Here is a 22,259-nt window from a genome sequence, read left to right as displayed (position 1 = left end):
CGGCGTTCTGCCGATCAGCGCCTCCAGCCGTGTAGATCCCGAGACCGTACACACCACCGGAGAACCGATGACCTTCCTGGTCACAGCCCATGGTGAACATACAGACGGCGCTCGCACGGCAGACCTAAAGCCCGTGAAGCTCACCCGTACGTGTGAAGTGGCGCCTCGGCCGTGCCGAGCCCCTCGACAAGGGGCTTCGATTCCGCAAGAAAGCACAGCCGGGCGGGCGGGGCGCACCCCGGCACGGAGTCTCGGGGGAACGCCCTGCCGTGGACGGACGCGAGAATTGGAGGGGATCAGCCGAGGACGGCCAGCGCGTCGATCTCGACGAGGAGACCCGCGGGCAGTCCGACGTAGACGGTCGTGCGGGCGGCGGGCGGCTGGGTCAGGCCCTGCTCCTCGAAGTACGCGTTGTAGATCTCGTTCATCTCGGCGAAGTGGTCGACGTCGGTGAGGTAGACGCGGATCATCATCACGTCGTCCCAGCCTGAGCCGCCCTCCTCCAGGATCGCCTTGACGTTGGCCAGGGTCTGGAGCGTCTGCTCGCGCAGGCCCGGTCCGGCGGGCGTGGGCGGCTTGCCCTCCTCGGCGGGCAGGAAGCCGACCTGGCCGGCGACCTGGAGGATGTTGCCCTTCTTCACCCCGTGGGAGAACTTCGCCGGCGGGGTGGTGTGGGTCTTCGGGGTGAGTGCGATCTTGTCCGTCATACGGTGCCCTTCGCTGGTGTCCTGCCGGAGTACTCGCCGCTGATGGCGTCCGCCGTGCGGCGCACCAGCGGCAGGAGGGTGAGGAGTTCGTCGGCGGTGACGACGACGTTCGGCGCGGAGACCGACATCGCGGCGACGACCCGGCCGTCGGCGCCTCGGACGGGCGCCGCGACGCAGTTGATGGACTCCTCGTGGCCGCCGAGGTCGGTGGCCCAGCCCTGTTCGCGCACCTTCTCCAGCTCGCGCAGGAACGCGGCCGCGTCGGGCGTCGAACGGGACGTGTAGGTGGGGTAGTCGAGCTTCTCCGCGATCGCCCGCCGCTCGTGCTCGGGCAGGTCGGCGAGGAGCAGCTTCGCGACCGCGGCGACGGTGATGGCGACGGGCTTGCCGATGCGGGAGTACATCCGCACGGGGTAGCGGCTGTCGACCTTGTCGATGTAGAGGACCTCGTGCTCCTCGTACACCGCGAGGTGCACGGTGTGCCCGCAGCTCTCGTTGAGGCGGACCAGGTGGGGATGGGCGATCTCGCGGACGTCGAGGTTCTCCATCGCCTCGTGGGCGAGCGCGAAGAGCCGCGCGCCGAGGCGGTAGCGCTGGTCGGACTGGCGGTAGACGAGTCCGTGCTCGTGGAGGGTGCGCAGCAGGCGCAGGGCCGTGGACTTGTGCACGCCGAGGCGGTCGGCGACCCGTCCCAGGTCGGCGGGGCCCTCGGCGAGCAGCGGCAGGATGCTGAGCGCGCGGTCGACGGTCTGGCTCATGGCGTGCGTACCTCCTCGGCGGCCCGCTGTGTTTCCTCGGTCCAGCCCGGGCCGAGTCGCAGTCTCCCCCATGCCGCGTCGTCCAGGGCGGCAAGCCGGTCTGCGTGCTCCCGTGCGGGCGGTGTCGCCAGGTCGCCGGGCACGGTGAGGGCGGCCGCGGCCATGAGGTGCCCGTGCCGCAGACGGTCCCGCACGGGCAGTCCGCGCAGGGTGGCGGAGAGGAACCCGGCGGCGAAGGCGTCTCCGGCACCGACGGCGGCGACGACGTCGACCCGGGGGGCGCGGGCGAGGGTGGCCGTGCCGTCCGTGTCCTCCGCGTCACCGGGGTCCCGGTCGAGGGCGACGGCGCCGCCCGGGCCCATCTTGACGACCACGAGCCCGGGCTCGGGCAGCGCGTCCCGGACGGCGGACGCGCCGTGCAGTCCCCACGCGTCGTGGGCCTCGTCGGACCCGACGAAGACGAGGTCCGCGCGGCGGGCGAGGTCCAGCAGGACCCGGGGCCCGTCCGGGTCGGGCCACAGGCCCGGCCGGTAGTTGATGTCGAAGGAGACGAGCGGCCGCCGCGGACCCGGCTCGGTCAGTTCCCACAGCAGGTCGAGGCAGCTGCCGGAGAGCGCCGCCGTGATCCCCGACAGGTGCAGCACCCGGGCGGCCCGGACGGCCGCCAGGTCCACGGTGTCGGTGGACATCGCCGAGGCGGCCGATCCGGCCCGGTAGTAGGCCACCTCGTGGGCGTCGCCGGCCCGGTCCCCCGCGGTGCGGAAGTAGACGCCGGTCGGACGCGCCGGATCGCGGCGTGCGGACGCGACGTCCACACCGTAGGACCCGATCTCCTCGACGAGGTGGTCGCCGAAACCGTCGGCGCCGACCGCGCTGACCCACCGCGCGGAGTGCCCTGCCGCGGCCAGTCCACAGGCCACGTTGGACTCCGCCCCGCCGATCCCCCGCTCGAAGGACGGCACGTCGGCGAGGCGTCCCGGCCGGGACGGCAGGAACGTGACCATGGACTCGCCGAGCGCGACGACGTCCACGACGTCGGGGGCGTCACAGGGTCCGGTGGGGGTCACGATGCTCGTAGCTCCTCTGCGAGGTCGGTGGACGGCGGTTTCATTGACCGGGGGTGGCCGAGATGTTAGACAGCGTTCAGCGCTCTACGCAATGAAGGTTGCAGAGAATGCAACACCGCAGATCAGGAGGTTTCATGACGGCCGACACCGCCCAAGCCCTCGCCCGGCTCGCCGCCGAGCGCGTCGACCACCGCTTCAAGGGCCTCCCGCCGGACGCGGACGGGCTGACCGTCGCCGAGCTGGCCGGCCAGCGCCGCAACCTCTTCACCGGCGGCTTCGCCACGCCCGTGCTCGCGCTGTCCGCCGAGCGCCTGGAGCACAACCTGCAGCTCATGGAGACGTACGCGGCCCGGCACGGCCTGGCCTTCGCGCCGCACGGCAAGACCTCCATGGCGCCGCAGCTGTTCCAGCGGCAGATCGAGCACGGGGCGTGGGGCATCACGCTGGCCGTGCCGCACCAGGTGCGGGTGGCGCGGGCGTTCGGGACCCGGCGCGTGTTCCTGGCGAACGAACTGGTCGACGCGGCGGCCCTGCGCTGGATCGCGGCCGAGCTGGACGCCGACCCCGACTTCGAGCTGGTCTGCTACGTCGACTCGGTGCGCGGCGTCGAGCTGATGGACGCCGCGCTGCGGGACGCCGGCGCCACCCGCCCGGTGGACGTCGTCGTCGAACTCGCCGCGGGCGAGGGCGCGCGGACCGGTGTCCGCACGGGGGCCGGTTGCGCGGCGGTCGCGGACGCGGTGGCGGGCACCCGGACCCTGCGGCTGGTCGGTGTCGCGGGCTACGAGGGCGAGGTGCCGAAGGCCGACACCGAGCGGGTGACGGCATGGCTGCGGCGGCTGGTCGCGCTCGCCGCCGACTTCCACAAGGAGGGCCGTTTCGCGGGCCTGGACGAGATCGTGGTCAGCGCGGGCGGCAGCGCCTGGTTCGACGCGGTCGCCGAGGTCTTCGCGGAGATCCCCGAACTGTCCCGCCCGGTGCTCAAGTTGCTGCGCTCGGGTGCGTACGTCTCGCACGACGACGGCCACTACCGCAAGCTGACCCCGTTCAACCGGGTCCCCGAGGAGGGCGCCCTGGAGCCGGCGTTCCGCCTGTGGACGCAGGTGGTCTCGCGCCCCACCGCCGAGCAGGCCTTCGTCAACGCGGGCAAGCGGGACGCGGCGTACGACCTCGATCTGCCCTTCGCCCAGGTGATCCGCCGGGACGGTGCCGAGCGCCCGGCCACCGGCGTCTCGGTGACGGCCCTGTCCGACCAGCACGCCTGGCTCGCCACCGCGCCGGAGGCGGACCTGGAGGTCGGCGACTGGGTCGGGCTCGGGCTGTCCCACCCGTGCACCTCGTTCGACAAGTGGCCGCTGATCCCCGTCGCGGAGGCGGACGGCACGGTCGTCGACTACGTCCGCACGTTCTTCTAGGAGGCGGGCAGCGATGGAAGAGCTCGTCATCCGGGACGCCGACGTCGTCGACGGCTCCGGCTCGGACTCCTACCGGGCCGATGTCGTGGTCGACGGCGGCCTGATCGTCTCCATCGTCAAGGAGGCGGCCGCGGCCGGCTGCCAGCGGCCGAAGGCCCGCCGGGAGCTGGACGCCGAGGGACTCGTCCTGTCCCCCGGCTTCGTCGACATGCACGCCCACAGCGACCTGGCGCTGCTGCGCGACCCCGCCCACAGCGCCAAGGCCGCGCAGGGCGTGACCCTGGAGGTCATCGGCCAGGACGGGCTGTCGTACGCGCCCGTCGACGACCGCACGCTCGGCGAGGTGCGCCGGGCGATCGCCGGGTGGAACGGCCCGGGTGACGACATCGACTTCGACTGGCGCACGGTCGGCGAGTACCTGGACCGGCTGGACCGCGGGATCGCCGTGAACGCGGCCTACCTGATCCCGCAGGGCACGGTCCGGGCGCTCGCCGTCGGCTGGGAGGACCGCGCGGCGACGCCGGACGAGCTGGACCGGATGCGCCGGCTGGTCGCGGAGGGCATGGAGCAGGGCGCGGTCGGCATGTCCTCGGGGCTGACCTACACACCGGGCATGTACGCGCCGGACGCCGAACTGACCGAGCTGTGCCGGGTGGTGGCCTCCTACGGCGGCTACTACTGCCCGCACCACCGCTCCTACGGCGCCGGAGCGCTCCAGGCATACGAGGAGATGGTCGCGCTGACCCGCCAGGCGGGCTGCTCCCTGCATCTCGCCCACGCCACCATGAACTTCGGCGTGAACAAGGGCCGGGCGCCCGAGCTGCTGTCCCTGCTGGACGAGGCACTCGCGGCCGGTTCCGACATCAGCCTCGACACCTACCCGTACACCCCGGGCTGTACGACGCTGGCGGCCGTGCTGCCGAGCTGGGCGAGCGAGGGCGGCCCCGAGCAGGCCCTGAGGAGGCTGGCGGACGAGGAGACGGCGGAGCGCATCCGCCACGATCTGGAGGTCACCGGCTCGGACGGCTGCCACGGCGTGCCGGTCGAGTGGGACACCATCGAGATCTCGGGCGTGAACGACCCGGCCCTGGGCGAGTTCGTCGGCCGGACGGTCCAGGAGTCGGCGGACCGGCGGGGCGAGACGCCCTGGGCGACCGCGCGCGCACTGCTGGTGGCCGACCGGCTGGCCCCGACGATCCTCCAGCACGTCGGACACGAGGAGAACGTCCGGGCGATCATGCGTCACCGGGTGCACACCGGCGGCTCGGACGGCATCCTCCAGGGCGCGAAGCCCCACCCGCGCGCCTACGGCACATTCCCGCACTACCTCGGGCACTACGTCAGGGAGTTGGGGGTGCTGTCGCTGGAGGAGTGCGTCGCGCACCTCACGTCCCGCCCGGCGGCGCGGCTGCGGCTGCCCGACCGGGGCCTGGTCCGCGAGGGCTACAAGGCCGACCTGGTGCTGTTCGACCCGGCGACGGTCGCGGCGGGCGCCACGTTCGCGCAGCCGCGCAGGCTGCCGGTGGGCATCCCCCACGTCCTGGTCGACGGCCGGTTCGTGATCGAGGACGGCCGGCGCACGGACGTGCTGGCGGGCCGGGCGGTCCGCAGGACTGCTCCCGCGTGACCGCCCGGCCGGCGCCCTGCCCTACGGCTTGGGCAGGGTGCAGCCGCTCGCGCTCAGGTCGAGCTTGTTGTCGATCCCGAAGCAGGCCGGGATCCCGTAGGTCTCCTGGGCGTAGTTGATGCCCTTGCGGACGGTCACGGTGCCGTTCGCGTCGACCTCGCACGGGTTGTTCACCGTGCAGCGCTCACCGTCCTCGTTGCCGGTGTTGTTGATGGCGACGACCTTGTTGGTGGCCTGGTCGACGACGGGCGAGCCGGACGTGCCGCCGATGGTGTTGCAGGCGGAGGTGTAGCGGACCGAGTCCTTCCAGGTCCAGTCGCCCTCCTTCAGGCGATACGCGAACCCGTCGATGGAACAGCTGTAGATGCGCTTCCAGTAGCCGGAGGGGATGCCGATGGCGGTGCCGGCGACCGGGTGGCTGTCGTTCAGCGTCAGCGCGTTGATGTTGTACGAGCTCTTGATCTGCGCGTACGTGGTGGTGAGCTGGTACAGCGCGACGTCCGTGTCGGTCATCGTGCCGTAGGCGAGCTTGGCGGCGCGCAGGGTGGCGACGCGCGAGCCGGAGGCGTTGAGCAGGGTGAAGGTGCGGCTGGAGGCCTTGTCGACGAGGACCTGGCCGGGGCCGGGGAACCCGGACTCCAGGCAGTGGCCGTTGGTCATGACGAGCGCCGGGTCGTCGGCCTCGGAGTCCGGCATGCGGACGACAGAGCCGGAGCAGTTGCTGAGCGCGACGGTGCCGGCGAAGTTCACGGCCTTGGCCTGAGGGCCGCGGAGGCCGGACAGCGTCTGCTCCACGGACGAGACCACGCCGGAGACGGCGGACGTGGCCGAGCCCGTGTCCGCGGCCTTGCCGACGCCCGTGGGGGCAGCCTCGGCAGCGGTCGCGGGGGCCGCGCCGGCCCCGGCTATCGCCAGGGCGCAGAACGCGGCGGCGAGAGGTTTTCTCATGGGGGGTCCCCTCTTGCGACGGAGGCGGCCGGAAATCCTCCGGCCGCCTGCACGATTGTCATGTGCATTGTGATCGCGCAAAGGGGGATGGCACAAGAACCTGTTCCACAACCGGAACTTGGACGTCCGGAACGACCCTACTCAACCGCCCTCACGGGCAGGTCACTTGGGGCCCTTGGTGCCACCGGGACCGTGTCCGGGTTTCCCCTCGGGCCGGCCGGGGGCCGAGGCCGTCACGGTGGGACTGGGAGCGGAGCCCGTCGGTTCCGCCACCGCCGGTCGTGCCGCGCGGGTGCGGCGTGCCCCCGGCGGCCGCCGGGCCCGTCGCGCCGTACACGTCCTGCCATCCGTGCGCCGCCGCCGGATCCGCGTAGGCGTCGTACGCCGGAGACGCGGCTCCCTGCGGCAGGTGGACGTTCGGCGGGCCCTGCGGCTCACCGCCCGTCGCTCCCTCGGCGTAATCGAATGGCTCGAACATGGCGGGGCATTCCAGGGACTGAGGAGGCTGATGGGACAGCGTGTGGCGATATCGCCCCAAATCCCCGCGTCTCACGTGGCGGAAAACACGACCCGGGAGGCGTTACCGGGCCGTAAGCTCCCAGACATGCAGGTGATCCAGTCGACCAAGCTCGCCAACGTCTGTTACGAGATCCGGGGCCCGGTGCTCGAGGAGGCGATGCGACTGGAAGCTGCCGGTCATCGGATCCTCAAGCTGAACACCGGCAATCCGGCCGCGTTCGGCTTCGAGTGCCCGCCGGAGATCCTGGAGGACATCCTCCGCAACGTGTCCACGGCACACGGCTACGGCGACGCCAAGGGCCTGCTGGCCGCGCGCCGGGCCGTCGTCATGCACAACCAGACCCTCGGCATCGAGACCGACGTCGAGCACGTCTTCATCGGCAACGGCGTCTCCGAGCTGATCGTGATGGCGATGCAGGGCCTGCTGGACGACGGCGACGAGGTCCTCGTGCCCGCGCCCGACTACCCGCTGTGGACCGCCGCCGTCTCCCTGTCCGGCGGCACCGCCGTGCACTACCGCTGCGACGAGCAGGCCGACTGGATGCCGGACCTCGCCGACATCGAGCGCAAGGTCACCGACCGCACCAAGGCGCTCGTGATCATCAACCCCAACAACCCGACGGGGGCCGTCTACGACGAGGCGATGATCAAGGGCCTGACCGACATCGCCCGCCGGCACAACCTCCTCGTCTGCTCCGACGAGATCTACGACAAGATCCTGTACGACGGCGCCACGCACACCCCGACCGCCTCGGTCGCCCCGGACCTGCTCACCCTGACCTTCAACGGCATGTCGAAGGCCTACCGGGTGGCCGGCTACCGCGTCGGCTGGATGTCGATCTCCGGGCCGCGCGCGCACGCCGACTCCTACATCGAGGGCCTGACGATCCTGGCGAACATGCGCCTGTGCGCGAACATGCCGGGGCAGCACGGAGTCGTCGCGGCGCTCAGCGGGCGCCAGACGATCAACGACCTGGTACTGCCGGGCGGACGGCTGCGCGAGCAGCGGGACACGGCGTACGAGCTGCTGACCCAGATCCCCGGCGTGAGCTGCGTGAAGCCCAAGGGCGCCCTGTATCTCTTCCCTCGCCTCGACCCCAAGGTCTTCAAGATCAAGGACGACCGCCGCATGGTCCTGGACCTGCTCCGGCGCGAGAAGATCATGGTCGTCCAGGGCACCGGCTTCAACTGGCCGGAGCCCGATCACTTCCGGGTGGTGACCCTGCCGACGGTCGGGGACCTCACCGACGCGGTGGGGCGGATCGGCCACTTCCTGGACGGCTACAGCCAGCCCTGACCACGCCGAGCCGCGACTCCGGACTGCCCGCTCACCCTATGTGCTCGGGCAGTCCTGTTTTGTGAGCGGCTCAACTTTAGACGAAATCTAAGCTAGGATGGTTTCCTGTAAGAGCTCAGGAGGCCTTCCCATGTACGAACCGATCCGCACCAAGTCGGTCCACAACACGGTGGACGGCCCCACCCCGGACTTTCCCCACCGTTCCCGCGAGGAAGAGCTGGACATCCAGCTCGCGGGCCATCTCGCCGCCCTGCTCGCCGTCACGGACGAGCTGCGCGCGACGCAGGCCTCGTCCGACCTGGACGCGGCGGCGGAGCGGCTCACCGAGCAGGTGAGCAGGCTGCGCGGAGGGCGCACCCCGGTGCGCGCGCCGATGAGCGGCCGTCGCGGGACCGGCGCCGCCGCACTGCACCGTCGGGCCCTCGCCCTGGCGGGCCGGACGCTGGTCGTCGCCGCCTCCCGCGCCGACACGGCGGTCGCGATCCTGGCCGCCGAGCGGATGGACGCCCACACGGCGGCGCTGGAGCCACGCGAACTCGCCTCCCGCTGAGCCCCCTCGGGCCCCTCTGGCGCCCGGGCCCCTTGAGCCTCCGGGCTCCCACGTACGGCCCCGGTCCGCGCGCACCCGCAGCGACGCGCGGACCGGGCGCCACTAGCCCCTCCATGAGGGCCATCGGGTACCCCGCCCGAAGCCCCTCACGCACATTGCGCACCAGCGGCCGGTGACGACGCCGGAGTTGCTCGCGGCCCGCCGTCACCGCCGCCGGCACCCCGAACACGCCCGAGCGCCCCGGTCGACGTAGGCGGTCGGCCGGAGCGCTCGGTCATTCATCGGCACGTTCGTGAGCCCGCGGGACGGGCCGCGCCGAAGCGGGCGGGAGGGGGCCGGTCGCCGCTGGTTTCCGTCGGGGCGGACGGAAGACGCGGTGACCGGCCCCGAACCCCGCACGCCGTTGTACGGGTCCCGCCGGTACGTTCCGCGGCCGGCCGTGACGATGTTGCTGGTCAGGGCACTGTCGGTTCCAGCCGGCCGCGGAGTTCGGGGTGGGGGCTCAGCCCAGGCGCTCCACCAGCGCGCGGTACTGGTCCCACAGCTCCTTCGGGGTGTGGTCGCCGAAGGTGTTGAGGTGCTCGGGGACCAGTGCGGCCTCCTCGCGCCAGACCTCCTTGTCGACCGTGAGCAGGAACTCCAGGTCGGACTCGGCCAGTTCCAGGCCGTCGGTGTCGAGGGCGTCCTTGGTCGGCAGGATGCCGATCGGCGTCTCGACGCCCTCGGCCTTGCCGTCCAGGCGCTCCACGATCCACTTCAGGACGCGGCTGTTCTCACCGAAGCCGGGCCAGACGAACTTGCCCTCGTCGTCCTTGCGGAACCAGTTGACGTAGTAGATCTTCGGCAGCTTGGACTGGTCCTTGTCCTTGGCCACGTCGATCCAGTGGGCCATGTAGTCGCCCATGTTGTAGCCGCAGAACGGCAGCATCGCGAACGGGTCGCGGCGCAGTTCGCCGACCTTGCCCTCGGCGGCGGCGGTCTTCTCGGAGGCCACGTTGGCGCCGAGGAACACGCCGTGGTTCCAGTCGAAGGACTCGGTCACCAGCGGTACGGCGGTGGCGCGGCGGCCGCCGAAGAGGATCGCCGAGATCGGCACGCCCTTGGGGTCCTCCCACTCCGGCGCGATGATCGGGCACTGCGAGGCCGGGACGGTGAAGCGGGCGTTGGGGTGGGCGGCCGGGACGCCGGACTCGGGGGTCCAGTCGTTGCCCTTCCAGTCCGTGAGGTGGGCCGGGGTCTCCTCGGTCATGCCCTCCCACCAGATGTCGTTGTCGTCGGTGAGGGCGACGTTGGTGAAGACGGAGTTGCCCCAGAGCGTCTTCATCGCGTTGGCGTTGGTGTGCTCACCGGTGCCGGGGGCGACGCCGAAGAAGCCGGCCTCGGGGTTGATGGCGTAGAGGCGGCCGTCCTCGCCGAAGCGCATCCAGGCGATGTCGTCGCCGATGGTCTCGACCGTCCAGCCGGGGATCGTCGGCTCCAGCATGGCGAGGTTGGTCTTGCCGCAGGCGCTCGGGAAGGCCGCGGCGACGTACTTGGCCTCGCCGCGCGGCGGGGTCAGCTTCAGCACGAGCATGTGCTCGGCGAGCCAGCCCTCGTCACGGGCCATGACGGAGGCGATGCGCAGGGCGTAGCACTTCTTGCCGAGCAGGGCGTTGCCGCCGTAGCCGGAGCCGTAGGACCAGATCTCGCGGTCCTCGGGGAAGTGCGAGATGTACTTGGTCTGGTTGCAGGGCCACGGGACGTCCGCCTGGCCGGGCTCCAGCGGGGCGCCCAGGGTGTGGACGGCCTTGACGAAGAAGCCGTCGGAGCCGAGCTCGTCGAGGACGGGCTGGCCCATGCGGGTCATGGTGCGCATGGAGACGGCGACGTACGCCGAGTCGGTGATCTCCACGCCGAGTGCGGACAGCGGCGAGCCGAGCGGGCCCATGCAGAAGGGCACGACGTACATGGTCCGGCCGCGCATCGAGCCGCGGAACAGACCGCCCTGGCCGCCGGCGCCCTGGAAGATCTCCCGCATCTCGGCGGGGGCCTTCCAGTGGTTGGTCGGGCCCGCGTCCGCCTCCTTCTCGGAGCAGATGAACGTCCGGTCCTCGACGCGCGCGACGTCGGTGGGGTCGGAGGCGGCGTAGTAGGAGTGGGGGCGCTTGACCGGGTCGAGTTTGCGGAAGGTGCCCTTCTCCACGAGCTCCTCGCACAGCCGCTCGTACTCGGCCTCGGATCCGTCACACCAGACCACGTTGTCCGGCTGCGTCAGTTCGGCGATCTCGTTGACCCACGAGATCAGTCCCTGATGGGTGGTGGGGACGGTGGGAGCCGCGATGTCGCGCGCCACGATTGCTCCTAAATGAGGGATTTTTGTGATGTGGAGGCCCCGTGGGGGCTGCGACCCGGATGCTTCAGGGTTGAACTTGGCGCTCATCCGGTGCCGACCGCACTCATTTGATCATCCGACGTACGCGCCCATCTGTCCAGAGGAGCGCACAGGTGAGCAACGTGAGGCTCGCCACGGTTTCCCGTGACCGCTTTACGTGTACGTTGCGTTCACCTGAGAGTCCGTTTGCGTGACCGTCTTCCGGGGCGCAGTGAGAGGATGGCCACTCTCCGCCTCGCAAGGAGCGGCACTGATACGCGACTTACGGTTGCGTAGCTACCATTCGCCCATGACTGCGTTCGTCCCCGACGCGCCCACGGACTCGGCGGCCGACGGCCACGGTCCGAAGGCGCTCTCCCTGCCGCACCCGGTGAAGCCGAAGCTGCGCGGCTGGCTGCACCTGGGCATGTTCCCCGCCGTACTGATCGCGGGCCTGGTGCTCACCGCCCTCGCCGACTCCTCCAGAGGACGCATCGCCTGCGGCATCTTCGCCCTGACGGCCTGCCTGCTGTTCGGCGTGAGCGCGCTCTACCACCGGGGCAACTGGAGCCCGCGCATGGACGGCGTCCTGCGCCGGCTGGACCACGCCAACATCTTCCTGATCATCGCGGGCACCTACACGCCGCTGACCATGCTGCTCCTGCCCGGCGCCAAGGGGCAGTGGCTGCTGTGGGGCATCTGGTGTGCGGCCGTGGCCGGCATCCTCTTCCGCGTCTTCTGGGTCGGCGCCCCGCGCTGGCTCTACACGCCCTGCTACATCGCGATGGGCTGGGCGGCCGTCTTCTACCTGCCGGACTTCATGCGGACCGGCGGCGTCGCCGTCCTGGTCCTGGTCATCGTCGGCGGCGTGCTCTACAGCGCGGGCGGCGTGGTCTACGGGATCAAGCGGCCGAACCCGTCACCGCGCTGGTTCGGCTTCCACGAGGTGTTCCACTCCTTCACCCTGGCGGCCTTCATCGCGCACTACGTGGGGATCTCACTGGTGGCGTACCAGCACGGATAGCGCCCCCTCGCCCCTTCGGGCCACGGCTCTGGCCGTGGCCCCTCGTATGCCCGGATCACTCCGATGGCGGACAACGGCCACCATGACGCCCTCGCACACAGCACGGCCCGCCGGCCGGGAAACCCTGAGGCCGTCGCGGTGTCCCCGTGGCATCCTGACCGGGTGAACGGTCCCGAGATCCACGTCGAGTTCGCCCCCGAGCTGCACGTGTTCGTGCCCCGGGCCCGGCAGTCGGGCACCGTGCGGGCCGGCACGGACGGCGTCTCCAGTCTCGGCCATGTCGTCGAGTCACTGGGCGTGCCGCTGACCGAGGTCGGCACGCTGTTCGTGGACGGCCGCGAGGTGCCCTTCGCGCACGTCCCGTCGGCCGGCGAGTCGGTGACGGTCCGGGCCGTGGCCCGTCCGCAGCAGGTCCCGGGCGCTCCCCTGCGCTTCCTCCTCGACGTGCACCTCGGCACGCTCGCGCGACGGCTGCGGCTGCTCGGTGTGGACACGGCCTACGAGTCGACCGACATCGGCGACCCGGCCCTCGCGGCGCGTTCGGCGGCCGAGCGGCGGGTGATGCTCAGCCGAGACCGAGGGCTGCTGCGGCGGCGCGAGCTGTGGGCGGGGGCGTTCGTGTACAGCACGCGGCCCGAGGAGCAGCTGCGTGATGTCCTGGAACGGTTCCGGCCCGAGTTGCTGCCCTGGACGCGGTGCACGGCCTGTAACGGGGTGCTGCGTGAGGCGAGCAAGGATGAGGTCGCCGATCAGCTGAAGCACGGGACGCATGCGACGTACGACGTGTTCGCGCGGTGCACTGCGTGCGGCCGGGCGTATTGGCGGGGAGCGCATCACGAGCAGTTGGAGACCATCGTGGAGCGGGCGATGGCTCACTTCGGTCCGAGCGCCGTCGATGGTTGAGCGCCGTGGGGGACTGCGCGACCGTCGTGGCCAGTCGCGCAGTTCCCCGTGCCCCTGACAGGGGCGTGCGCCTCTAGCGTTTGGTCAGGTCCTGCTTTCCGCAGGCGATTCCGTCCCTGTTCCTGTCCAGGCCGAGCGGGTCGTCCTTGCCGTTGATCTTCAGGCGGCCGTAGTCGTTCCTCTTGAGCCACTCGCAGCGGGCCGCCGTCGTCTTCTTCACCTCCGCCGGGAAGTCCGTCGGCACGCAGACGTTGATCGAGCCGTAGTGGCGGTCGCAGCCGGAGATCGTCGGGCTGACCTTCTGTGCGGCCCGCTTCTTGCCGGGCTTGGCCACCTTGCCCGTGGGCGCGTCCGCGAAGTCGTGGACGTGGGCCGAGGCGTCGCTCGCCGTGAGTGCCTGCGGGCCCTGGAGGTGCACCCACTTGGCCACCGACGGCACCCCGTTCGCGTCGACCGCGAAGAGCATGTACCAGCCGGGCGGGGCCAGGTTGGGGTTGCTCGTCACGTTCAGGTCGACGTTGTTGCCGTCGACCGACAGCGGCAGGTCCACGAACCGCTGGTTCGGGTCCGAGGAGTGCGTGACGGCGGCCGGGCGGATCAGCTCGGCCTTGGCGATGGGCCGGTCGACGGTGATCCGCTGGGTGTCGCCGTAGTTCCACTGGGTGTCGATGACGGAAGTGATCGCCGGACGCGGGCCCTTGAACAGGTAGGGCGGGCTGTACACCGATACGTCGTGGTTCCACGACCCGTTGCCCGGGTTGTCGCCGGTCGTCATGATCCGGCCGTCGGGCAGCAGGAACGCCGAGGAGTGGTAGCCCCGCGCCTCGGGGTCGACGGCGACCGGGTCGAAGGTCTCCGACGCGGGGTCGAAGATCGACGTCTCGTACACCGGGTCGGCGCGGTTGTGCAGCGCGCCACCCGTCTCCAGCACCTTGCCGTCGGGCATGAGCACCGCGGAGACGTACATCTTGCCCTGGCTCCCGGTCTGCGGGACCGGGCCGTTGCCGAGGTCGACCGTGCCCTGCGGGATGGGCGGCCCGGCCACGTAGGCGGGGTTCGGCTGCTTGAGGTCGATGATGTCGGTCAGGCGGTTCGCGTCCGGGTTGGAGTCGATGTTGCCGCCGCCGAGGGTGAGGACCTTCTGGTCCTGCGCCGGGGGCAGCAGCACGCTCGCCGACTGGTCGCGCTCGTCCTTGTTGCGCAGGCCCGGGACCTGGGTGGTGGTGTTGGCGCCGTAGTCGTAGATCGCCGAGCCCGTGCCCGGGATGTTGTTGCCGAAGACGTGGCTGCCCGAGTAGAAGAGGCGGCCGTCCTGCATGAGGATCATCGACGGGTACAGGCCCCAGTACGACCAGGTCTGGTTGACCTTCCACAGCGGCTGCCACTGCTGCTCGGCCTGGGAGAACAGCTCGGCGGTGACCGAGCCGGTGGAGTCCTCGCGCAGCCCGCCGAAGGAGATGACGTCGCCGTTGCCGAGGATCGTCGCCGACGGGTACCAGTGGCCGTCGTTCATGTCGTTGGTCTTGGAGTAGGTCTCGGTCGCCGGGTCGAAGACGTACGAGTCCTTGAAGCCCTCGTAGCCGTGCCCGCCGGGTACCGGGTAGGCCTTGTTGCCGCTCATCACCAGCACGCGCCCGTCCTGGAGCTGCACGTGGCCGGAGCAGAACATGTCCTTCGGGGTGGGGATGACCTTGTAGGTGCCCTTCTGCGGGTCGTACACGGCCGAGGTGAAGGTGCCGGCCTTGAACATCGACTCGTCGTTGCCGGAGCCCGCGATCAGCAGCACCTTGCCGCCCCGCAGGACGACCGAGTGCATGGAGCGGACCGGGTTCTGCGTGGGCAGCACGTCCCACTTGCCGTTCGCGCACTGTTCGGCGGTGCCGGTGCAGCGCGGCGGCAGGACCGGGTCGGGCACCTGGTCCATCGTGTAGTCGTCGGTGGTGGCGGAGCCGGTGCCGTAGACGGAGACGCCCCAGGTGATGCGGTCGGTGCCGGCCGGGACCTCGGGGGTGCGGACGGTGGCCCCGGTCCAGGTCCCGGCCAGGTCCAGCGTCTTGAGGTCGGTCCAGTACTGCCAGCCGGCCGTCGTGTCGTGCCGGAACAGGGTGATCGCCGCGTCCGGGGTCGTCGTCTTGTACCAGAGGCCGAGGTCGTACTGCTTGCCCGGCGTCACCACCGGCGCGCACGCGGCGGACTCGGTGATCAGCGCCTTGCGGTCGCCCTCGACGCGGCGGGTCAGCTCGACCTTCATCGCCTTGGAGCCGGAGTGCGCGTCGGCCGTGGTGGTGAACGTGAAGTCGTTGTCACCCCAGCCGGACTTCTCCCAGCAGTACGGCATGCCGTCGGCGCCGGCGGTCTCGAAACCCGGGTTCTTGATGAGGTTGGCCGCGGAGGCGGACTGGGGTGTGGTCAGGAGCAGGCCCGAGGTGAGGGCTGCCACGGACAGGAGTGCGGTCGTTCTGCGACGAGGTCTCACACGGCTCTCCTTGCTGTACGGCCGTCGCGCGCGGGCATCTCCCGGCTCCGGCGCGGCAGGTAGACCAGCGCTTCGGTCCCGGCGAAGCGCAGGACGAACGTCGTCACCAGCGCGAGCGCGGTGGCCGACAGCACGCCCAGGTGGAACTGGTGCACGAAGAGGGCGATCAGCGGGATGCGCAGCACCAGGTCGGCGTTGGCGAGCAGCGCGAACCGCCCGGCCCGGTCCCACCAGCGCCGGTGCCGGCGCCGCTCGCGGAACAGCAGGTGCTCGATGAGCAGGAAGTTCCAGGCGACGCCGAGCTGGTTGGCGAGGATCTCCGCCGGTACGTAGTGCAGGCCGAGGACGGTCAGCGCCCACAGGCCGACCAGGTTCGGCAGGAAGCCGGTCAGCCCGATCAGGCCGAACCCGACCATGCGGGCGACCGGGGAGGCGGTGCGCAGCCCGGCCAGGTGCCGCAGGAAACGGAATCCTTCCTGCGCGGTCGACTTGGACTCCCCGGCGAACCGGTCCTGGAAGACGAAGGGCACCTCGGTGACCGTGCGCGGGCGGCTGCGGACGGCGAGTTCGAGGAGGATCTTGTAGCCGAGCGGCTGGAGGACCTCCGCCGTGACCGCGCTGCGGCGGATCGCGAAGAAGCCGCTCATCGGGTCGCTGATGCCGTGCAGCCGGCGCGGGAACAGCGCCTTGGTCAGCCAGGTCGCCCCGCGTGAGACGAAGACGCGGTAGCTGCCCGCGAGTCCGGCCCGGCTGCCGCCCTTGATGTACCGGGAGGCCACGACCAGTCCCGCGTTCGCCCGCTCGCCGGTGGCGACCAGGTCGGGCACCAGGGACGGCGGGTGCTGGCAGTCGCCGTCCATGACGACGATCCAGTCGGACGTGGCGGCCTTCAGGCCCTCGACGACCGCACCGCCGAGCCCGCCCACCGGCTCCTCTCGGTGCAGCACGGTCACCGGGAACGGGCAGTCCTGCGCCGCCTTCTCGATGACCGCTGGCGTGTCGTCGGTGGAGTCGTCCACGAAGACGACCTCGCAGGGCAGCCGGGCCGGGACGGCCTCGGTGATCTGGTGCAGCAACTGCCGCACGTTCGCCGACTCGTTGAAGGTCGGTACGACGATGGTGACCGCGCCCGGCTCGGGGACCTCGGCGGCCTCGGTCTCGACGATCTCACCGGGGACGGTGTACTCCTGGCTCATCGCGCGCCTCCGGCGGACGTGTGGATCTGGCGGATCTCGATGCGGTCCTCGCCGGTGCCGAAGGTGGCGACCGGGTCCGAGTGCTCCATGGCGGCCTTGACGTTGGGCAGGTCGGCCGCGTCCCGTCGCACGGTCGGCGAGGCGACGACGTAGTCGAGGTCCTTCCAGCCGCGCGGCATCGTCTTCGTCACCGCCGGGTCGAGGTCGGCCTTGTAGAACCAGATGACGCCGAGGCCCGGCCGGTAGCCCTGGTGCACGAGGTCGAGCCAGAGCGCGTCGTCGACCAGCACCCGGGTGCGCTCCGGGTCCTCGACCTCCGTGGCCAGCCACTTCGACGCGGCCTGGTAGGGGGCGTTGGCGTCGGTGGTGACGGCCGTGCGGGCACCGTCGTACCAGTGCGGGACGACGTAGGCGCCGGCGGCCAGCGCGAGGACGCCGGCGAGCGCGTACCGGCCCGCACTGACGGACCGTTTCTCCGCCTCGGAGCGCCAGCGGCTCAGCACGGCGTGGGCGACGGAGGCGGTGCCTCCGGCGAGGACCAGCGCGAGGAACGGCAGGGCCTGGATGACGTACATCGCGGGCAGGTAGCCGTTCGGGCGCAGGGCCAGGGCGGCGAAGATCGCCACGGCCAGGGCCGGCCCGGCCAGGGCGCGGGCGGTGACCGACCAGCGCCAGGTGACGAGCAGCAGCAGCGCGCCCGCGAGGCCGCCGAGCGGCAGGATCCGGTCGTAGTAGAGCCACGACTGGAGCACGCCCCAGGAGCCGGAGCCCTGGTCGAGGACGAAGCCCGAACCGGGTCTGGTCATCTGGTATTTGACGCCGTCCCAGAGCGACACGTGCCCGGCGCCCGGCAGCAACTCGCCCTTGAGCAGGGCGAACAGCGGGTACGAGAAGCCGATCAGGGTACAGGCCGTGACGGCACCGGTGAGGGCGAACTTGCGGGTGTCCCGGTGGCTGTGGCGCCACATGGTGAGGAACAGGGCGGGCAGGACGACGAGCATCGTCTCCTTGGTGAGTACGGCCGTCGCGGCCGCGATGCCCGCACCGAAGTGGTGCCAGAGGTGACGGCTCGGGGAGGCGGCCAGCGCGAAGGCCAGCAGGGTCCACATCACCGCGAGGTTGTCGAGGAAGATCTCCCGCTGGAGGACGATCGACAGCGGGGAGAGCCCGAAGAACACCATGCCGAGCGCGGCGGCCCAGCGGGGCAGCGCGAGGCGCCGGCCCAGGACGTACACCAGGACCGCGCTGATGCCGCTGATCACCAGCATCGCGGCGCGCATGGTGCCCACCGTCATCGACTCGGGGCTGATCAGCGCGGGTATCCAGGTCAGCAGGGCGATCTGGATCCAGCCGAGCGGCGGATGGTCGTACCAGTAGGTGTAGTGGGCGAGTCCGTCGCCCTGCTGCACCGACCAGGCCTGGGCGAGATAGGTGCCCTCGTCGTCGCTGAGGGCCGGGTAGTCGGCGATGTTCCAGCCCTGCACGACGAGGATCGCCACGAGGAGGACACCGCACAGGATCAGGTCGGGCCGGGAGGAGCGCAGTCGGCGCGGCGGCTCCACGCGGCGGTGCGCACCGGTGCGGGGCGCGGGCCGGCGCTGCGCGGGGACCTTCGCAGTGGTCGCCGCGGGAAGGGTGGAGGTCACGCGGGAACGTCCTCTCGGGTCGCGTCCTGCCGGGTCACGGCGCCGCCGTCGAGGTGCGCGCCGACATGGGTCGTCAACTCCCAGTCGTTGCGGCCGCGTTGCTCCCGCCACACGGCCCGTACGGCCGCTCCGGCGAGCAGGACCTGGTAGAAGGGTCCGCCCAGGATCAGCTTCAGGTAGTGCGCGAAGCGGACGCGCAGCCCGTACTGCCTGCCGAAGTCGTGCAGTCCGACGATCTCGAAGACGAAGGTGACCAGGGCGGTGACGGCCGGCAGGAAGGTGATGAAGGCGATGCCGACGGGCACGTCGAGGAACAGGGCGATCGCCACGTTGAGCGGGATGATCAGGCCGGTGAAGGCCTGCATGAACGGGGTCATCAGGGTGTAGCGGGCGAGCAACCGCTGCCCGAGGGTGGGCAGTTGCTTCCAGTCCTTCTTCCGGTACACCTGGAGGAATCCCTGGTTCCAGCGGGTGCGCTGCTTCAGCAGGGACATCAGCGAACCGGGGGTCTCCTCCCGGGTCACCATGTCGGAGTCGTAGGCGACGACGACCTTCTTGCCGACGCTGGACAGGCGCACGCCCAGGTCGCAGTCCTCGGCGAGGCAGTTCGGATCCCAGCCGTCGGCTTCCCGCAGGACGTCCGTGCGGACGAAGACCGTGTTGCCGCCGAGCGGAATGAAACCTTTCTGCGCGTGCAGGTGGAGCCGCGAGCGGAACCAGAAGAAGTACTCCAGGCAGTTGCGCAGGCTGTACCAGCTGGAGTGGAAGTTGATCAGCTGCACCCCGCCCTGCACGACGTCCGCGCCGGTGGTGCGGAAGGCGTGGTCGACGTGGGCGAGGAGCTCGGGGTGGACCTGGTCCTCCGCGTCGAAGACCCCGACGACGTCGCCGCGGCAGTGCGGCAGCGCCGTGTTCATGGCCTTCGGCTTGTTCTTCTTCTCGTGCGTGTCGACGACGACCCGCACCCGTGGGTCACGCGCGGCGGCCTGCTCGGCGACCGCTGTGGTCTCCAGGTCGTCGTGCCCGACGATCACGATGATCTCGAAGTCGGTGTGGCTCGACTCCAGCAGCCGCTGGATCGTGTGGTCCAGCACCGCCTGTTCGTGCCGGGCGGGCAGTAACAGCGAGAAGGAGACGTGCTCGTCCCCGTCCGGACTGCTGAACCGGGTGGAGGCGAGCACTTCCGGCGTACGCCAGGCGTGCATCTGCCACCACAGGGTGAACGCCGCCATCCAGAACAAGGCAAGCGAAACGGCAGCGATGAAGACAGACGTCAGCAAGCAGATCCCCCCAGATCCCAGAACCCCCTGTCGTGACGGTGGGCCGGTTCGGCCGCGTCCGCCACGTCACTGTGCAGAGATTAGGGGGGAACTGTGAAGCCCGGGGGCTGTTCAGATAAAGACCATGTTTCCGTTGATACGTGACTTCAGCCACTCAAGACGGTACGCAGCCGGTCAGGCTCGGTCGTCGGGGCATCGCATGTGAAGTTACGGCAGACGTACGCGGACGGTTCACCGCCGACCAGCGGACGGTGCGCGAGCAGGGGAAACTCCTCGCTCCCCACAACCCCCACCGCGACCACCGCACCGGGTGCGGTGCCCAGCAGTGCCGTGCGGTGCAGGGTCCTCGTGCCCTCGTCGTCGAGGGCCGGACCCACGATCGCGACCTCACGCGGCCCGTCCAGCACCGCCTCCGCCGCGGCCAGCCCCCAGCCGATGAAACGCGGCACCCGCGGCCCGAGCGCCTTGACGACACCGAGCGCCTTCTCGGCGGCGGCGCGGTGAGGCGCGGAACCGGTGTGCGCGGCGTAGCTCAGCAGGGCGTTCGCCGCCGCGGTCCAGCCTGACGGGGCCGCGTTGTCGGTCGGGTCCTGCGGGCGTCGGATCAACTGCTCGGCATCGGCCGCGGTGTCGTACAGCGCGCCCGACTCGGCATCGGTGAAACGGACCAGGACGTGATCGAGGAGGAACCCGGCGAACTCCAGCCAGACGCCCTCCCCGGTGACGGACGCGAGTGCGAGGAAGCCCTCCGCCACATCCGCGTAGTCCTCCAGCACACCGGCGTTGGCACCGGCGTGGCCGTCCTTGCTGGTGCGGGTGAGCCGGGCCTGCTCGTCCAGGTGCAGCCGGACGAGGAGGTCCGCAGCGGCGACGGCGGCCTCGAGAAGGTCGGGCCGGTCGAAGTAGGCGCCGGTCTCGGCGAGCGCGGCGATCGCGAGGCCGTTCCAGGCGGCGACGACCTTGTCGTCCCGGCCGGGCGCGGGCCGCCCGGACCGCGCCGCCAGCAGTCGCTCCCGGATGGAGGCGACCTTCGCCGCATCGACGAACCCGTCCCGCACGGGCAGTTGCAGGACGGACGCGCCCTCCTCGAACGTGCCCTCCTCGGTCACCCCGAAGTACTGGGCCGCCAGCTCGGCGTCCTGCTCGCCGAGCACCTCCCGCAACTGCTCGGGCGTCCACACGTAGTACGCGCCCTCGACGTGCCGGCCCGTGCCGTCGTCGCTGTCGGCGTCCAGGGCGGAGGCGAACCCGCCCTCGGCCGTGCGCAGTTCCCGCACCATGAAGTCGGCGGTCTCCAGGGCGACGCGCCGCGCGAGCTCCGAGCCGGTGGAGCGCCAGAGATGGGCGTACACCCGGCACAGCAGGGCGTTGTCGTACAGCATCTTCTCGAAGTGCGGCACGACCCAGTCACGGTCCACGGAGTAGCGGGCGAAGCCGCCCCCGAGCTGGTCGTACATCCCGCCCCGGGCCATGCGCTCGCAGGTGTCGCTCGCCATCTGCAGCGCCCCCTCGGCGCCGGTCCGCGCATGGTGCCTCAGCAGGAACTCCAGCACCATTGACGGCGGGAACTTCGGCGCCCCGCCGAAACCGCCGCGCTGCGGGTCGTACTCCCGGGTGAGCCCGAGCAGCGCCTGCGCGAGCTCCTCCTCTCCGGGGGTCTGCGCGTCGCCGTAGGAGATCTCCCGCCCGGCCAGATCCCGGACGATCTTCCCGGCGACCTCGGTCACCTCGTCCCGCCGCTCGTCCCACGCCTGGTGCACCCCCTGGAGCACCTGCCGGAACGAGGGCATGCCCTGGCGGGGAGCGGGCGGGAAGTACGTACCGAAGTAGAACGGCTCGGCGTCCGGGGTGAGGAAGACGGTCATGGGCCAGCCGCCCTGCCCGGTCGCCGCCTGCACGGCCTCCATGTAGACGGCGTCGACGTCGGGGCGCTCTTCGCGGTCGACCTTCACGCTCACGTAGTGGGCGTTGAGGTAGTCGGCGGTTTCCTGGTCCTCGAAGGACTCGTGCGCCATGACGTGGCACCAGTGGCACGCAGAGTATCCGACCGACAGCAGAACGGGTACATCGCGCCGCTGCGCTTCCTCGAACGCCTCGGGTCCCCACGGCCACCAGTCGACCGGATTGTCAGCGTGCTGAAGCAGATAAGGCGAGGTCACACCAGCCAGCCGGTTCATGAGACCCAGCCTCTCACAACGTCTGGCGCGACCGTCGAAGCCTTCACGGGATCGCTCGGCTTGGCCGACTTGCACTTGTGGGCCATCTCGTGGCGGCCGGCTCACGCCTCCTTCGAACCGGGCTGCCCGACACCTCGGAACAATAGGCTGGCGCGGAGCAGTACGACTACCAACACGCCATCGAGTCCGGTGTCCTCCGGCAGATGCGCCAGGGCCGCCGCCCGGATCTCGGGGAACGAGGCCGTCATGTCCGTGCCGCGCCGTGAGCGCAGCAGCACCGCCGGCCCGTGAACACGGCGAGCTGGGCACAGGCTGGTGC

General features: G+C 70.8%; 16 protein-coding genes. 6 read left to right on the top strand and 10 right to left on the bottom strand.

Annotated features, from left to right (window positions below):
- Positions 1–296 precede the first annotated feature (296 nt).
- The 3 genes from AB0B29_RS07370 to AB0B29_RS07360 are packed head-to-tail and all read right to left on the bottom strand — an operon-like array spanning position 297 to position 2,532.
- Positions 297–707, bottom strand: a complete 411-nt coding sequence (locus tag AB0B29_RS07370) for a RidA family protein (protein ID WP_362235131.1) — start codon at positions 705–707, stop codon at positions 297–299.
- A complete protein-coding gene (locus tag AB0B29_RS07365) occupies positions 704–1,465 on the bottom strand; it encodes an IclR family transcriptional regulator (protein ID WP_362235129.1) in 762 nt (253 codons plus the stop codon). Before AB0B29_RS07365 ends, AB0B29_RS07370 begins: the two co-directional genes overlap by 4 nt.
- Complete coding sequence (locus tag AB0B29_RS07360; protein WP_362235126.1) at positions 1,462–2,532, bottom strand: sugar kinase; 1,071 nt, start codon at positions 2,530–2,532, stop codon at positions 1,462–1,464. Before AB0B29_RS07360 ends, AB0B29_RS07365 begins: the two co-directional genes overlap by 4 nt.
- Before the next feature lie 134 nt (positions 2,533–2,666).
- Here AB0B29_RS07360 and AB0B29_RS07355 point away from each other — a divergent pair, with 134 nt between their 5' ends.
- Together AB0B29_RS07355 and AB0B29_RS07350 are read left to right on the top strand one after the other, a co-directional pair.
- A complete protein-coding gene (locus tag AB0B29_RS07355; protein ID WP_362235124.1) occupies positions 2,667–3,947 on the top strand; it encodes an amino acid deaminase in 1,281 nt (426 codons plus the stop codon).
- Positions 3,948–3,960: 13 nt separating this feature from the next.
- Positions 3,961–5,574: an N-acyl-D-amino-acid deacylase family protein gene (locus AB0B29_RS07350; protein WP_362235121.1), complete on the top strand. Its 1,614-nt coding sequence runs from the start codon at positions 3,961–3,963 to the stop codon at positions 5,572–5,574.
- Between the two features lie 21 nt (positions 5,575–5,595).
- On the opposite strand, the gene AB0B29_RS07345 is transcribed toward AB0B29_RS07350, so the two are convergent.
- Positions 5,596–6,522: a S1 family peptidase gene (locus AB0B29_RS07345; protein WP_362235118.1), complete on the bottom strand. Its 927-nt coding sequence runs from the start codon at positions 6,520–6,522 to the stop codon at positions 5,596–5,598.
- Positions 6,523–7,126: 604 nt separating this feature from the next.
- On the opposite strand from AB0B29_RS07345, the gene AB0B29_RS07340 reads away from it, so the two are divergent.
- Both AB0B29_RS07340 and AB0B29_RS07335 read left to right on the top strand, forming a co-directional pair.
- Entirely contained in the window at positions 7,127–8,338 is a 1,212-nt protein-coding gene (locus tag AB0B29_RS07340) for a pyridoxal phosphate-dependent aminotransferase (RefSeq protein ID WP_344458447.1), read from the top strand.
- Positions 8,339–8,468: 130 nt separating this feature from the next.
- Complete coding sequence (locus AB0B29_RS07335) at positions 8,469–8,888, top strand: hypothetical protein (RefSeq protein WP_362235115.1); 420 nt, start codon at positions 8,469–8,471, stop codon at positions 8,886–8,888.
- Between the two features lie 502 nt (positions 8,889–9,390).
- Here AB0B29_RS07335 and AB0B29_RS07330 read toward each other — a convergent pair.
- Positions 9,391–11,220, bottom strand: coding sequence for a phosphoenolpyruvate carboxykinase (GTP) (locus AB0B29_RS07330; protein WP_362235112.1), 1,830 nt, complete (start codon positions 11,218–11,220; stop codon positions 9,391–9,393).
- Between the two features lie 328 nt (positions 11,221–11,548).
- On the opposite strand from AB0B29_RS07330, the gene trhA reads away from it, so the two are divergent.
- Entirely contained in the window at positions 11,549–12,262 is a 714-nt protein-coding gene (trhA, locus tag AB0B29_RS07325; RefSeq protein ID WP_362235109.1) for a PAQR family membrane homeostasis protein TrhA, read from the top strand.
- 162 nt (positions 12,263–12,424) lie between these two features.
- Positions 12,425–13,165: a Mut7-C RNAse domain-containing protein gene (locus AB0B29_RS07320; protein ID WP_362235107.1), complete on the top strand. Its 741-nt coding sequence runs from the start codon at positions 12,425–12,427 to the stop codon at positions 13,163–13,165.
- Between the two features lie 73 nt (positions 13,166–13,238).
- Here AB0B29_RS07320 and AB0B29_RS07315 read toward each other — a convergent pair whose 3' ends face one another.
- The 5 genes from AB0B29_RS07315 to AB0B29_RS07295 form a co-directional block, all read right to left on the bottom strand.
- Positions 13,239–15,641 carry a galactose oxidase-like domain-containing protein gene (locus AB0B29_RS07315; RefSeq protein ID WP_362235105.1) on the bottom strand — a complete coding sequence of 801 codons (2,403 nt, stop codon included), beginning with the start codon at positions 15,639–15,641 and terminating at the stop codon, positions 13,239–13,241.
- On the bottom strand, positions 15,638–16,837 hold the full coding sequence (locus AB0B29_RS07310) for a glycosyltransferase family 2 protein (RefSeq protein WP_362235103.1): 1,200 nt from the start codon (positions 16,835–16,837) through the stop codon (positions 15,638–15,640). The genes AB0B29_RS07315 and AB0B29_RS07310 overlap by 4 nt, the downstream gene beginning before the upstream one ends.
- Complete coding sequence (locus AB0B29_RS07305) at positions 16,834–18,483, bottom strand: ArnT family glycosyltransferase (RefSeq protein WP_362235101.1); 1,650 nt, start codon at positions 18,481–18,483, stop codon at positions 16,834–16,836. The genes AB0B29_RS07310 and AB0B29_RS07305 overlap by 4 nt, the downstream gene beginning before the upstream one ends.
- Entirely contained in the window at positions 18,480–19,763 is a 1,284-nt protein-coding gene (locus AB0B29_RS07300) for a glycosyltransferase (protein ID WP_362235099.1), read from the bottom strand. The genes AB0B29_RS07305 and AB0B29_RS07300 overlap by 4 nt, the downstream gene beginning before the upstream one ends.
- Positions 19,764–19,909: 146 nt before the next feature.
- Positions 19,910–21,940: a thioredoxin domain-containing protein gene (locus tag AB0B29_RS07295; protein ID WP_362235096.1), complete on the bottom strand. Its 2,031-nt coding sequence runs from the start codon at positions 21,938–21,940 to the stop codon at positions 19,910–19,912.
- Positions 21,941–22,259: the final 319 nt, after the last annotated feature.

The sequence above is a fragment of the Streptomyces tibetensis genome (assembly GCF_040647715.1).
GTDB lineage: Bacteria > Actinomycetota > Actinomycetes > Streptomycetales > Streptomycetaceae > Streptomyces > Streptomyces tibetensis_A.
This window is presented reverse-complemented; position numbering and strand designations above follow the sequence as displayed.